At 63.9% G+C, this 12,555-nt stretch carries 14 protein-coding genes and 2 tRNA genes; 6 read left to right on the forward strand and 10 right to left on the reverse strand.

The genetic code is table 11. The features are described 5' to 3' along the window. Window positions 1-106 precede the first annotated feature (106 nt). Window positions 107-183: transfer RNA gene (locus tag ACR9ZN_RS16275), tRNA-Pro, on the reverse strand. Window positions 184-327: 144 nt separating this feature from the next. On the opposite strand from ACR9ZN_RS16275, the gene ACR9ZN_RS16280 reads away from it, so the two are divergent. Together ACR9ZN_RS16280 and ACR9ZN_RS16285 are read left to right on the forward strand one after the other, a co-directional pair. Next, window positions 328-402 (forward strand) — tRNA-Gln (locus ACR9ZN_RS16280). Between the two features lie 179 nt (window positions 403-581). After that, window positions 582-1,061 (forward strand): hypothetical protein, encoded by a 480-nt coding sequence (locus ACR9ZN_RS16285; protein ID WP_434957443.1) that lies wholly within the window; start codon window positions 582-584, stop codon window positions 1,059-1,061. A 6-nt stretch (window positions 1,062-1,067) separates the two neighbouring features. Here ACR9ZN_RS16285 and ACR9ZN_RS16290 read toward each other — a convergent pair whose 3' ends face one another. Both ACR9ZN_RS16290 and ACR9ZN_RS16295 read right to left on the reverse strand, forming a co-directional pair. Next, window positions 1,068-1,601, reverse strand: coding sequence for a 2,4'-dihydroxyacetophenone dioxygenase family protein (locus ACR9ZN_RS16290; RefSeq protein ID WP_481272676.1), 534 nt, complete (start codon window positions 1,599-1,601; stop codon window positions 1,068-1,070). 4 nt (window positions 1,602-1,605) lie between these two features. Beyond that, window positions 1,606-2,313, reverse strand: coding sequence for an SDR family oxidoreductase (locus tag ACR9ZN_RS16295; RefSeq protein WP_434957445.1), 708 nt, complete (start codon window positions 2,311-2,313; stop codon window positions 1,606-1,608). A 487-nt stretch (window positions 2,314-2,800) separates the two neighbouring features. On the opposite strand from ACR9ZN_RS16295, the gene ACR9ZN_RS16300 reads away from it, so the two are divergent. Beyond that, window positions 2,801-4,063, forward strand: coding sequence for an ROK family protein (locus tag ACR9ZN_RS16300; protein ID WP_434957446.1), 1,263 nt, complete (start codon window positions 2,801-2,803; stop codon window positions 4,061-4,063). Here the strand turns inward: ACR9ZN_RS16300 and ACR9ZN_RS16305 are convergent. From ACR9ZN_RS16305 to ACR9ZN_RS16325, 5 genes are all read right to left on the reverse strand, one after another. Further along, the gene (locus ACR9ZN_RS16305; RefSeq protein WP_481272677.1) at window positions 4,060-4,917 is read right to left on the reverse strand and encodes a 23S rRNA (adenine(2030)-N(6))-methyltransferase RlmJ; all 858 of its coding nucleotides are present in this window, start codon (window positions 4,915-4,917) and stop codon (window positions 4,060-4,062) included. The genes ACR9ZN_RS16300 and ACR9ZN_RS16305 overlap by 4 nt on opposite strands. Next, a complete protein-coding gene (locus tag ACR9ZN_RS16310; RefSeq protein WP_454815067.1) occupies window positions 4,914-6,113 on the reverse strand; it encodes a low temperature requirement protein A in 1,200 nt (399 codons plus the stop codon). The genes ACR9ZN_RS16305 and ACR9ZN_RS16310 overlap by 4 nt, the downstream gene beginning before the upstream one ends. A 447-nt stretch (window positions 6,114-6,560) precedes the next feature. Further along, window positions 6,561-6,911, reverse strand: coding sequence for a cupin domain-containing protein (locus ACR9ZN_RS16315; protein WP_481272678.1), 351 nt, complete (start codon window positions 6,909-6,911; stop codon window positions 6,561-6,563). A 21-nt stretch (window positions 6,912-6,932) separates the two neighbouring features. After that, window positions 6,933-7,598, reverse strand: coding sequence for a ribonuclease T2 family protein (locus ACR9ZN_RS16320; protein WP_454815069.1), 666 nt, complete (start codon window positions 7,596-7,598; stop codon window positions 6,933-6,935). Then, window positions 7,595-8,035 carry a hypothetical protein gene (locus ACR9ZN_RS16325; RefSeq protein ID WP_434957451.1) on the reverse strand — a complete coding sequence of 147 codons (441 nt, stop codon included), beginning with the start codon at window positions 8,033-8,035 and terminating at the stop codon, window positions 7,595-7,597. Before ACR9ZN_RS16325 ends, ACR9ZN_RS16320 begins: the two co-directional genes overlap by 4 nt. Before the next feature lie 367 nt (window positions 8,036-8,402). On the opposite strand from ACR9ZN_RS16325, the gene ACR9ZN_RS16330 reads away from it, so the two are divergent. Next, window positions 8,403-9,617: an alanine racemase gene (locus ACR9ZN_RS16330; RefSeq protein WP_481272679.1), complete on the forward strand. Its 1,215-nt coding sequence runs from the start codon at window positions 8,403-8,405 to the stop codon at window positions 9,615-9,617. Between the two features lie 148 nt (window positions 9,618-9,765). Beyond that, entirely contained in the window at window positions 9,766-10,308 is a 543-nt protein-coding gene (locus tag ACR9ZN_RS16335) for a hypothetical protein (RefSeq protein WP_454815073.1), read from the forward strand. Here ACR9ZN_RS16335 and ACR9ZN_RS16340 read toward each other — a convergent pair. Together ACR9ZN_RS16340 and ACR9ZN_RS16345 are read right to left on the reverse strand one after the other, a co-directional pair. After that, window positions 10,305-11,093: an SDR family oxidoreductase gene (locus ACR9ZN_RS16340; RefSeq protein WP_481272680.1), complete on the reverse strand. Its 789-nt coding sequence runs from the start codon at window positions 11,091-11,093 to the stop codon at window positions 10,305-10,307. The genes ACR9ZN_RS16335 and ACR9ZN_RS16340 overlap by 4 nt on opposite strands. Before the next feature lie 32 nt (window positions 11,094-11,125). Continuing rightward, a complete protein-coding gene (locus ACR9ZN_RS16345) occupies window positions 11,126-11,584 on the reverse strand; it encodes a RidA family protein (protein ID WP_454815077.1) in 459 nt (152 codons plus the stop codon). A gap of 92 nt (window positions 11,585-11,676) precedes the next feature. On the opposite strand from ACR9ZN_RS16345, the gene ACR9ZN_RS16350 reads away from it, so the two are divergent. Beyond that, a complete protein-coding gene (locus ACR9ZN_RS16350; RefSeq protein ID WP_481272681.1) occupies window positions 11,677-12,528 on the forward strand; it encodes a LysR family transcriptional regulator in 852 nt (283 codons plus the stop codon). Window positions 12,529-12,555: the final 27 nt, after the last annotated feature.

The following is a 12,555-nucleotide window of genomic DNA, read 5'->3' on the forward strand; positions in this document are numbered from 1 at the left end:
GTACCAGTACGGCAGCATCGACGGCAGCGCACGCACGCGGCAAACGCCACAATGGAGGCGTTAACGGATTTGGCAAATCTGTGGCTTGGATCTCGGGAAAATCGACTGGTCGGAGTGGCAGGATTTGAACCTGCGACCCCTACGTCCCGAACGTAGTGCTCTACCAGGCTGAGCCACACTCCGTATTCCAGTCGTGGGCGGGTCTATAGCGGGATCATCGCCGAGCCGCAAGCAGGATATGCGCTTTTTTGATGATGAAATTCGTAGCGCTTTTTTGTAGCCATGCCTTGCGGCCTCCGAGGGAACCGTTTATTGAGCCGCACCGATTGGGGCGTAGCCAAGTGGTAAGGCAGCGGATTTTGATTCCGCCATTCGGAGGTTCGAACCCTCCCGCCCCAGCCAGATTTCTCTCGGCTCCGTAGAACAAATGCCCGTCATGCCGAACATTGGCGGTTGTGGCCAGCGTGTCGAGGACAGGCGGGCGAAGATTTGCGTTTCTGCACCAGACTGACGCCTTGCGGCTGCCCTTTTGTTTGCGCAGCATGGCGCGGCAAATCAATGCGATGGAGGCGAATGTGCGCGTGACGATGGCAGCAGTCCTGGCAGGCGCCCTTTGTGCAGGCGCCCTCTCGATTCCACTGGCGCTGGCGACAGAAAAGCCCCCTGCCGACAAGACGGCACCGACGAAACCGGAGGCGGCCGCGCCTGCCGCCGTCAAGCCCGCGACACCCGCCAAGCCGCATGTACCCGTCAGCCAGGCCGTCGACTATGGCGACATGCGCTGCGGTTTCGCCGTGCGCCGTCGCGACATTCTCGACAGCCAGATCATCGCCTGGGCAAGCGGTTATGTCGAAGGCTATGCCAAGGCCAATCCCGGTCATTTCGGTAACGAGCGCGCGCTTGCCGACCTCACCGATCCGGCTAGCCTGCGCGCGCATCTGCGCGGCTATTGCCTGAAGCACCGCGACAAGTCGCTCGAAGCCGCCGTACTCGCCATGGCGCCCCGCCCCCATGGCGCCGGCACGCCCGCCACGCCGGTGCAGCACCCTGCCCCCAAATAGGCTCGCTCAGAGCCGGATGAAACGCTCCACATAGTCGGCGCCCAGGCCATTGGCGGCATAATGGGCACGGCACATGTCGATCTTGGAGAAGACGTCCTCGAAGCCCGTCACCTTGCCCCAGGGATCGACATAGATCATGGCGCCGGTGATGTGGAACAGGGTGATCATCTCCTCGCAATCCTCCGGCACCACTAAGGTATGGGTCTCGCCGGGCGGCTCGAATACATAGGAGCCGGTCTCGGCCACCCAGTCATGCTCGAGATAATGCCAGCGCCCTCTGAGGACATGGCCATGCACCGGCGCCGGATGGCGGTGACGCGAGAGCACGCCGGATTTACGCACGCGCAGCAGGTTGACCCAGTAGCCCTGCCCGACATGCAGGCAGAGCGGGCGAAACCAGACATTCTCCATCTGCGGCACCCAGACGCGCTCGTCGTCGGGCAGCACATGCGGCACCACGATCTCGGGGGCCGCCTCCGCGGGCATGGGCAGTTGATAGGGCATTCGGCTCTGGTCGAGCTTGCGGTCGGACACACTCATGGTTTCATCCAATCAGATAGCCGCCATCGACGGGCAAGATCGTGCCCGTGACGAAAGCGGCGGCGGGGGAACATAGGAACAGCACGGGTCCGACCAGGTCTGCCGGAACGCCCCAGCGCCCGAGCGGGGTGCGCGCCAGGATCGGGCCGCTGCGGGCAGGATCCTCCACCAGTGCTCTGGTGAGCGGCGTCTCGATCCAGCCGGGAGCGATGGCGTTGACGCGGATACGCTCACCCGCCCAGGCGATGGCGAGCGACTTGGTGAGCTGGGCGATGCCGCCCTTGCTGGCGCTGTAGGCCGGCACCAGGCCGCCGCCGAAGAAGGACAGCATGGAGGCGAGGTTGACCACGGCGCCGGCGCCCGACGCCGCCAGCGCGCCGCGGCAGGCAGCGCAAAGGCGCATCGTGCCGTTGAGATTGATGTCGACGACCTCTTCGAAGACCTCCGGTTCGTGCTCGGCCCCGCGCCGGATGATACCGGCAGCATTCACCAGCACATCGAGCCGCCGATAGCGCCCCGCCAGCGCCGTGATGGCCGCGCCATCCCTCACGTCGAGCTCCACCGTCTCGATGCCGGCAGGCGCGGCCACGCCGGGCAAGCCGGCAGCCACCACGGAAGCTCCGACCTCGGCAAACCCCGCCGCAATCGCGGCCCCGATGCCGCTGGTGCCGCCGCTGACCAGCACCAGCCTGTTTTTGAAATCGAATTGCATAATCCAACCACCATGGCGCCGGTTAAGCCAGGCACCCGGCAATGATCTGACAATACCCCCTGCCCGGCGTCAATCCGGGTGCGACCATGGGAACGGTGAGAGGACGGCACGGGTTCTTCGTGCACCGGCAGGTAGGACCGTCGCATGATGCTTGACACCTTTGCTCATCTTGAATTTACTCAACGGCAATAAATAAAGGGCGGCGTGATGACCGTGCCCACGCCCAGCGCGTTTTGTGATTTGATTGAATCACGTCAAATCGCAAAGACGATCCAGCCAATCCGTATGGTTGGCTCGGGACCAGAGAATGAGAGCAAACAAGCGTTCACACCTGAACGTGTTTTGCTCTAAGCAGATTCTTCCTGATCGGGTCACCGGCCCGATCAGGAAGAATCTGCAAGATATCAAACATTTGCAGAATTTCCTGGCGAGGCTCATCCGTGGATCTCGCCAGGAAATTATGCTTAGCGGTAATGGGGAGGAAGCCATGGCGCCCGCGTCGATGGCGGAACGCGGATTGACCTCCGCGCGCATCCGTCACTACCACCACCGTGTCGTGCTGCAACGACTGCGACGCCTGCGCGAAGCCTCCAAGGCGGACCTTGCCCGCGCCGCCAACCTTACCAACACCGCCATCGGCGAGATCGTCTCGGACCTGCAGGCCTTCGGGCTGATTTCCGTGGTCGGCAAGCGCTATCACGGCCAGCGCGGCCAGCCGGCAACGCTGTTGCGCCTGGAGCCGACAGGCGCTTATGGCATCGGGGTGCGGATCGACCGCAACCGCATCGAGACCGCCCTTGTCGATCTCGGCGGCCAACTGGTCGACAAACGTTCGCATGACTATCCCCTGCCCGCCCCTCAGGAGGCCCTGGCCGTGGTCGCGGCCGATGTAGCCGACCTCAAGGCCATTGCCGACAGCCTGTCGCCCGGGCGCGTGCTCGGCATCGGCCTGGCCCAACCCTACAATCTCGGCGCCTGGCTCGACCGGCTCAATCTGGAGATCGACACGCTGGCGCTGTGGGATGGCTATGATTTCGCCGCGGCTCTGCAGAGCCTGACTGGTCTCGACGTCCATGCCGAAAATGACGGCACGGCTGCCGCCATCGCCGAACTCTTCTATGGCTTCGGCCGGGAATCCGACGATTTCGTCTATTTCTTCCTCGGTCCGGCCATTGGCGGCGGCGTGGTGCTGGGCGGCGACTACCGTCGCGGCTCCCAGGGCAATGCCGGCGATGTCGCCATGCTGCCGGTGCCACCCTCCCGCTTGCCTTCGGTACCCGCGCCCAAAGGCTCCTACGACATCCTGCTGGCCCGCGCATCCATTGCAGCCCTGATGCGCCATCTTAGCTGGCATGGCCGCAAGATCGCCGGGCCGCACGACCTGCCGGCGGCCATTGCCGGCAGTCCCGCCGTACTGGAGGAATGGATCACCGATTGCGTCGATGCCCTGGTCGGCCCGGTCCTGTCGGCGCAGGCCCTGCTCGATGTTCCCAATGTGGTTGTCGATGGCGACCTCGGGCCAGCGATCATGCAGGAAATCGTCACGCGCCTCGAAACGGCGCTCGCCGCCGCCATTCCCGAGGCCCGCACCGCGCCGGTGTTGCGCCTGGGAACATTCGGCTCGATCGCCCATGCCTTGGGCGCGGCGAGCCTGCCGCTTTTCATCGATTTCGCACCTCGAGCATCACTGACCGCCAGCGCCCGTCCCATCACCTCGCTGGGCGAGTCCGCACGGGCCGACACGCCCTAGGGCGTGTCGTCTTGCTTGAGCCAGTCGAGGCGCACGAGACCACTGCCTTCCTTGGCGAAGAGCGGCGCGAGATAGGCACCCACGGCCCGCAGTTCCTCGTCCAGCTTCCAGGGCGGGTTGAGGATGATCATGCCGCAGCCATTGAGGCGATCGATACGCTGCACGGCATAGCGGCTGAGTTCGAACCGCAGGATGCGGCCGGCAACAGGCAGAACTGCTACCTTGCGGGCGAAACTCTCCACCTCGCGCATACCCTTGATGGGATACCAGATGGCGTAGACGCCCGTTGCCCACCGCCGCAGGGCCTGCGCCAACCCTTCGGCAATGGTGCGGAACTCGTTGTCCTCCTCGAAAGGCGGATCGATGAAGACGAGGCCACGCCGCTCGGGCGGAGGCAACAGGCCTGATAGCAGGTCCCAGGCGTCGCCCTCCATCACCTTGACCCGCTTACCGCGGGCAAAGTTCCCCCGCAGCCTGTCGGCATCCTCCGGATGCTTTTCGCAAAAGACCAGGCGATCCTGGTCCCGCGTCAGATCGGCGGCAAGCCAGGGCGAGCCCGGATAGAGCGGCGGAGATTGGGCCATCAGCCCCTGGCACAGGCCGTACCAAGGCGCGATCAGTTCCGCGACCCGTGCCGGCGGCGGATTTTCGGCCACCAAGCCGACGCCCTCCAGCCATTCGCCGGTGCGGCGGGCTTCGCTGGCTTCCAGATTGTAGAGCCCGGTGCCCGCATGGGTGTCGATCACGCGGAAGGGCGCATCCTTGGCCCCGAGATGGGTCAGGATACGCGCCAGCACGATATGTTTGAGTACGTCGGCGAAGTTGCCGGCGTGGAAGGCGTGGCGATAGTTCATGATGCGTGATGCAGAGCCTTCGATTTTGCTTTCCTGCCGATATAGCCTTCCCAGATCGCCACGACGAGGAGAATGACGGTGGTGATGCCGCTGATCATCAACAGATCGGTCATGAAGGCGAACGGCGCCATAATGGCCAGTGCCAGCAGGCCGGCGACGTGGGTGATCGGCACACCGCCATAGATCAGGCGCTTATAGAGCGCGTTGCCGATCAGATAGATGGCCGGCCCGCCGAAAATCACCGCCATGCCCCCGAAATCGACATGATGGGCGGGATGCGCGATCGACAAATCATTGCCAACGGCCGTGACGATGACGCCAGCGATCAGGGCTACGTGCAGATAATGGGTATAGGCGGCGATCTGCCCGGGATTCTCGGATTCGACGATGGCCTCCGTGGCGTCCTTGGTGCTGATGTCGAAATAGACCCACCACATGGCGATAGAACCGAGGAAGGCGACGAAGAAGGCGATCAGGCCGGGCGCATCCCAGGCCGGCGATTTGGCGAGGGTGGCTCCTGTGACCAGGACGGACTCACCCAGCGCCACGATGACGAAGAGCGCGCAGCGCTCGACGATATGGCCACCTTCCACCGTCCATTCCTTGCCGGGATCCGAGCGCCCGAGCCCGGGCAACCAGAAGCCGAACCAGGGGGCGAAATATTCGCAGGCCACCGCAATGATCCACAGCATGATCCGGGTTTCGCCCTCCGCGAGGCCGCCGGCGATCCAGATGCAGGCCGCGATCAGGTTCCAGCCGATCATGCGCTGGAAATTGCGGGAGATCGGCGTGCCGGCGCCCAGACTGAACACGGCGAAGGCGGTGCGGCCGACCTGGATGGCCGCAAAGCAGAGCGCAAAGATGAGCCCGCGCTCACCGAAAGCCTCCGGCAAGGCCGCCGCCATGATCAGCCCGAGCGCCATCAAGGCGAAGAGGCAGATGCGAACCGGCGTCTTCTCAGGATCGAACCAGTTGGTGAACCAACAGGTATATTGCCATGCCAGCCAGACGGCGAACCACAGCACCAGGGTTTGGAGCGCCCCGCCCCAGGAAAGATGCTCCAACAGCGAGTGGGAAAGCTGCGTCACCGTGAAGACGTAGACGAGATCGAAGAAGAGTTCCGCATAGGAAACGCGGGCCTCATGACCATCGCGCTCGCGCAGAAAACTAGTGGTGCCGCTCTGCTCTGCTGTCATTGTACCTGTTACCTCCGCCCACCCCATATCGCCGGGAACCCGCTGGCGTGGCAAGAGGGGAAATGGCAGCCTGGCGGCACAGGAGGAGGAAGTCTACGGCTCGGGCTTACTCTCCAACCAGACCCATGCCGCCGGCACGTCGGCCTCCGCCAGGCGGTCCGGCAATCCAGTGTGATCCAGGTGCTCGCCGTTCCCAGGGATCCGTTGCCCCCTCGGGCTGCGCATGCCTTCATCGATTTCGTGATGTAGCTGGAAATAGCCGCGGCAGCTGCAACCCGTGTTTCCATCGCGAACAAGGCCGAGCTCTATCTCAACGCCTCCATCTGCCACGAGTATTCGACCGAGGGATTGAAGGCGAAAGGGCCAGGTAACGCTTCAGTAATACTCAAAGGCCGCGCGCACCCAGCCTTTCATACCAATCTGCATAGAGGACCACTCGGTTGGTATTCAAAGCCGGATCACGTAGCTCTTGCGCGTCGTCTCTACCACTTCCCAACTACCGGCAAAGCCCGGCTCGAGGATCATGGTGTCGCCGGGCTTCAATTCCACCGGCGCCCCGCCATCCGGCGTGACGATGGAGTGGCCTTCGAGCAGGGTGCAGCTCTCCCATTCTTCATAGACGATGCGCCAGCGCCCCGGCGTCGCCTCCCAGATGCCGCAGAAGGTCTTGCCGTCGGCGCTCTCATAGCTGTTCCAGGTGCGGAACGCCGGATTGCCGGCCTCCAGCCGCTCGGGCTTGGGCGCTCCCGCCTCAGCCTCCCCTTCCCCCGTGCCTGCGAATTTAAGCCATAGAGCCATGCCGGTTCACCAAGACCAATGTCAGTTGAGCGCTGGTATCAGAATGTTTCGCGTTCGGCAGCCTTGATATTGCAGCTGCGTCGGACAGGTCCGGAAACTGCGCAGATCCTTGCTCAGGCAGATGCGCAATTCGGTCAGCACGCTGCCGCGCTCGCCCCGGCTGCAGACCACGGTCATCATGTCGGGCCGCAAGCCAGGATTGGCTTGCGAAAAGGCCCGCTCGATCTCGATGGGCGCGGCGCGGCTATCCTGTGCCGGGCTCCTATAGGCCTCGGGAACGACGATGCGGCGATAGAGCGTCGCCATCGCCTCGAAATAGCGCGCCGGCGACAGGCCCGAGCAGGCCCCGTGCTTGCGCCACTCATAGCGAGCAAGGCCCTCCGAGGGCATCACCCCCCTGGTTGCGGCGAGATCGCGCCGCTGTACGAAGGCACCGGGATTGCACTCGGTGGGATAGTCGCGCTCCCCCTGCGGCCACAGGCCGTGCACGAGGAAGCCGAGGCGCGATCCCATATCGCATTGATCGGGCTGCTTGGTCGCCCCGCCCGTAGCGCAGAAGCCCGGCGACCAGGTCAGTGCGAGCAGATAGAGATCGAAATCCCCCGGCGCCCCGCCGCGGATCTCACGCGCGGCAAGGCCGCTGCTCGCCGCCACCATGACAATGGCCGCGAGCAGAAGACGGATCACGGACGCGCCATCTTGCAGGCGGGTGCGTAGGCCAGATTGTGATCGGTGCCGTCGACGCACCATTCCACGCCCCAGCTTGCGCCGATCCAGCCGGTATCCTCGGCGATGGCATAGGAAACGCGACGGTAATGCCCGTCATTGGTCAGCACCCGGGCCACGCAGAAGCGGCGCGGAATATAGCTCGGGCCCCAGGGCGAAAAGGCAATCTGGCGATGACGATCGATCTGCTGGATCGCCAGGTTGGAGTGCCAATAATTGGCCTCTTTGCGGGCAAAGCGCGCAGCGATCTGATCGGAGACGGCCTTGTCGGCGCAATGGGGCAGGATGGCGTCGTAGTTGGGCCCGGACAGCCAGAAATTCTTTTCCAGCGCCGAGGCGGCAAGCGCCGGCGCACAGGATGCAGCCAGCAGGACGGCGGCAAGACCGGCAATACGCATGATGAGAATCCTTAAATCAGCAACTGTGCGAATCTGTCCGTGCCGAGGCCGCCCGTCAAGCGCCAAGCCGTGCGGCCGAGCCCCAATCGCTTCCGGTCCGGATAAGACCGATGCAATCACCGCCTGCGGCGAATGTCCAGGCCGATGAAGCGCCGTGTCTAGGAATTTCGGACCATGCTTGAGTCACGGTGGCGGGAGACACCGTTCAGGCAGAACACATGGCCGTGCGTGCCGTAATCGACCCAGTTTGGCGGGGCCGCTTCTCCCCTCATCGCTGCCGTCACATTTCTGTCAGGAAAGACGGTCGTTTTGCAGCAGCCATGAACAGGCTTAAACATGGATCATGAAACGGGGCGTCGATTCGGCCATGCAGAAATTCACCACCGCCCGCGAAGCTGCGCTGGCGCTCCGCCCGGACGAGCCGGTCTATGGTTTCCGTCCGCAGGTCCTGGCCGCCGATGCGCGCGAGTTCATGGCGCAGTTTCCCGGCAAGACTGCCTATGCCGTAAAGACCAATGGCGAACCGATGATCCTCAAGGTGCTGGCCGAGGCCGGCATCACCTCCTTCGATGTGGCCAGCCCTGCCGAATTCGAGGCGGCCCGCGCAGCCTCTCCCAATTGCGAACTGCTCTATATGCATCCGGTCAAGGCCCAGTCCCATATCCGGCTGGCGTTGGAGACCTATGGCATCCGCGAGCTCTCGCTCGACCATGAGGACGAGGTCGCCAAGATCCTGCGCATCGTGCGCGCCCTCGATATTCCGCCCGAGGAGATCACGCTGTTCCTGCGCCTGGCCACCAAGGGTGCGGCGGCCTATGAACTCTCCAAGAAATTCGGCGCCACGCCGACACATGCCGTTGAGCTGCTCGACCGCATGGCCGGCATCGGCTTCAAGACCGGCATCGCCTTCCATGTCGGTTCCCAGGTCGAGGATCCCGAGACCTATGAGCGGGCACTCGCTTCCGTTGCCTGGGTGCGTTCGCGCATCAAGGAGGATATCGTCAGCCTCGACATCGGCGGCGGCTTTCCGGCGCAATATGGCGTGGATCCCAAGAAGAAGGGCTCGAACCAGGGCACGCCGACCACCGAGGCCCTGATGCGCCAGATCGGCGTCGATATCGCCGACTGGAAACTGGACGACCTGCCGCTGGTGGCCGAACCCGGCCGCGTGATCGTGGCGCGCTGCCTGTCGGTGATGGTGCGCGTGCTGCTCAAGAAGGGCCAGCGCCTCTACATCAATGATGGCGTCTGGGCCTCGCTCTCCGATTCATGGACGGGCAAGCTGCTGCTGCCCACCCGCTTCATCCCCGATCCCGCCCGCAAACGCCGCAATGGCTCGTCCGACAAGCTCTTGCCCTTCCGCATCTGCGGCGCGACCTGCGATTCCGTCGACATCCTGACCCGCCCCTTCTATCTGCCCGAGACTGTCGACACCGGCGACTGGATCGAGATCGGCCATATCGGTGCCTATTCGCTCGGCCTGCGCACCCACTTCAACGGCTTCTTCCCCGACCGTTTCGTCGAGCTGGAAACTCCGTTCGAGGAAGAGCCCGGCGTGAGCATTCCAATCGCGGCGGAGTAGCGCTCTTCTTGTCCTGTTCTTTTCCCGCCCCGGCATTGACCTGAACTTCGAAGACCTGAACTTCGAAATCATTTGCTCACGACGAGGACTGCCCCTAGCTTGATGACGTAGTGGAATATACCACTTGTTCTATGCTTTGGGGGCTCTCTTGATCCGTCTTCTCGGTATTTTCGCCGTTTGCCTTGCCTTGGCCTCTTGTGCTGGACGCGTATCGCTTTCACCGGCGACCGATGCCGGCCTGGCATTGCGAGGCTGGGAGGAAGCCCGCAATTTGGCATACTACGCGCCGTCGGGCGCGCACCTCTCCAAGGGGCTTATCTGCAGGAGCGCGCGCTGCGGTGGGCCGGGCTTTGTAATGACCGGAACTGCATCCTTGTCGAACGGCAGCGCACAGGGTTTCCGGGGCGTGCTGGCCAATCGGTCCCTCACCGACGCCAAGCTCTTCCAGGCACTCCGGCTGCTTACCGAGGGCTCTCCGAACCTTGCGGGAATCGACGGCCACCTCATTGGCGCACGTAAACAGGCAAATTCGGTCGTGCTGACGTTCTCCTTTGCCAAGAGCACGCCCCAGATGGGCCGCATCATCGGGCTGGCCCGTGCCGATGTCAGGGGAACCGACATGTCGATCGTCGTAGCCGGTGGTCCCACGATGGCCAGCGCGAGGCAACGGTTGGGGCTGCTCCCCAACTAGATGATCGCTCGCGCCAGGCCGCCGTCGATCGGAATGGCCGTGCCGGTGACATAGGAAGCCAGATCACTGGCCAGGAAAGCGGCAACGGCGCCGAATTCGTCGGGCGTACCGTAGCGCCCGATCGGAACCTCGGCCTGGCTTTCCGCTGCGATCGTCTCGGCCGCGACGCCGCGCGCCTCGGCATCGAGACGATCGAGCACTTTGGTGCGTTCGGTGTCGAGCCGGCCGGCAAGCAGAAGGTTGACGGTGATGCCGTCGGCCGCAACCTCGCTGGCCAGGCTCTTTGCCCATCCGGCCACCGCCGCCCGCAGGGCATTCGATGCCGCGAGCCCTTTGATCGGCTCGCGCACGCTTGTGGATGACACCACGAGGAGCCGCCCCCAGCGCCGGGAGCGCATGCCAGGCAGGAGATGGGCGGCGATGCGCAGCCCTGTCATGAAGATGGCGTCAAACTGCCGATGCCATCGGGCCGCGTCGGTATCGCAGGCGCCATAGGGCGGCGGCCCGCCGCCATTGAGCAACAGAATGTCGACACCGCCCCATTCACGATCGACCTGTTCGAGCATTTGCGTCACTTGCAAGGGATCGTCGAGGTCAGCCCGAATCCCGAACGAGGCCGGCGAAAAACGGTGAAGGTCGTCGAGCGTCCCCTTGAGCGCCTGATCGTCACGGCCGACAGCGGCAACCGCCGCGCCTTCTTCCGCCAGGCGCGCGGCGACACCGCGACCAAGGCCCTTATTGCCGCCCAGGATCAAGGCGCGTTTTCCATCTATGCCGAGATTCATTCCATTTTCCAATATCTTATGAATAATCTTGCCTATCGGACATGCACGATGGCATCGACCTCGACGGCTACGCCGAGGGGAAGCGACGCCATCCCCAGCGCGGAGCGGGCATGCTCGCCTCGTGATCCGAGGATCTTGAGAAACAGTTCGGAGGCGCCATTGCCCACCTGCGAGATCTGGCTGAATCCCGGCGCCACATTGACATAGACCGCGACCTTGGCGATGCGAACGACCCGGTCGAGATCCCCCTGCAATGCCGCGTCGAGCCAGAACAGCACGTTGGCGGCGCATAATTCGGCGGCCTTGCGGGCCTCGTCGAGGCTCACATCCTCGCCGACCTTGCCGATCGCGACAACTTCCTCCCCCCGCTCCGGGATCTGGCCGGAAATGTAGACGATGTCGCCGACACGCACGCAAGGCGCAAATGGCAGGTCGGCGCGGGCGACCAGCGGCGGTGCGAGACCGAGTTCGTGAAACCGTTTGGCGAGCATGATGGCCTCCTGCAATTTAGCGGGAGCAGACTTGCCAGATCCGGTAATTAAAAAGTATTCTTATAATGATTATTTCGATATCAGGATAATTTATGGTCAGGGATCTGGATCCCCATCTCTTGCGTGCCCTGCTTGCGGCCGCCGAAACCGGGACGATCAGCGCGGCAGCCGAGCGGCTGTCGCGGACGCAGGCGGCGGTCAGCATGCAATTGCAGCGGCTCGAAAGCGATCTCGGTGCCAGACTGCTCGACAGAACCTCGCGCGGCGTCTCGCTGACGCAGGCCGGCGAGACACTGGCGGCCTATGCCAGGCGCCTGCTCGCCCTGACCAGCGATGCCCGGCGGCAGATCGAGGGCCAGCAATTGGCCGGCAGGATCAGGCTGGGACTGGTCGAGGATCTCGCGCTGACGCAACTGCCGCTGCTGCTGGCCGATTTCCGCCAGCAGCACCCCCGGATCGAGCTCGACCTGATGACGGCCCACAGCCCCGACCTCGACCTCGCCGTGCGGGACGGTCGCTGCGATATCGTCATCGCCGACCCCTCCCGTTTCGGGTCGTCACCGCATTTCCACTGGTCGCGCCGGCTGGTCTGGGGTGGCAGCCGCCTGATCGACCTGCCCGTCGACGAGCCGGTACCGCTGGTTGCCTTCGAGGAATCCTGCACCTGGCAGGATCGGACGGCCGTCGCCTTCGCCGAGGCCGGCATCGCCTGGACGATCGCCTGCCACGTCACCACCTTCGCGGCACTGGTCGGGGCACTGAGGGCCGGTCTCGGCATCAGCCTGATGCTGCCGGAAACGCTCCCGGCCGATTGCGAGACCCTCGAGCCGCGATATCGCCTGCCACCGCCGCCGGCTGCCTATTTCGGCCTGTTCCTGGCGCAAGAACCGAGCAATCCCACACAGCAGCTCGCCTCATTTCTGCGTGCCAAGCTGATCGCCTGACACCAGGCGGGTTCATGGATGGTCCGG

This window comes from Labrys sp. HAY1-8F, assembly GCF_056754975.1.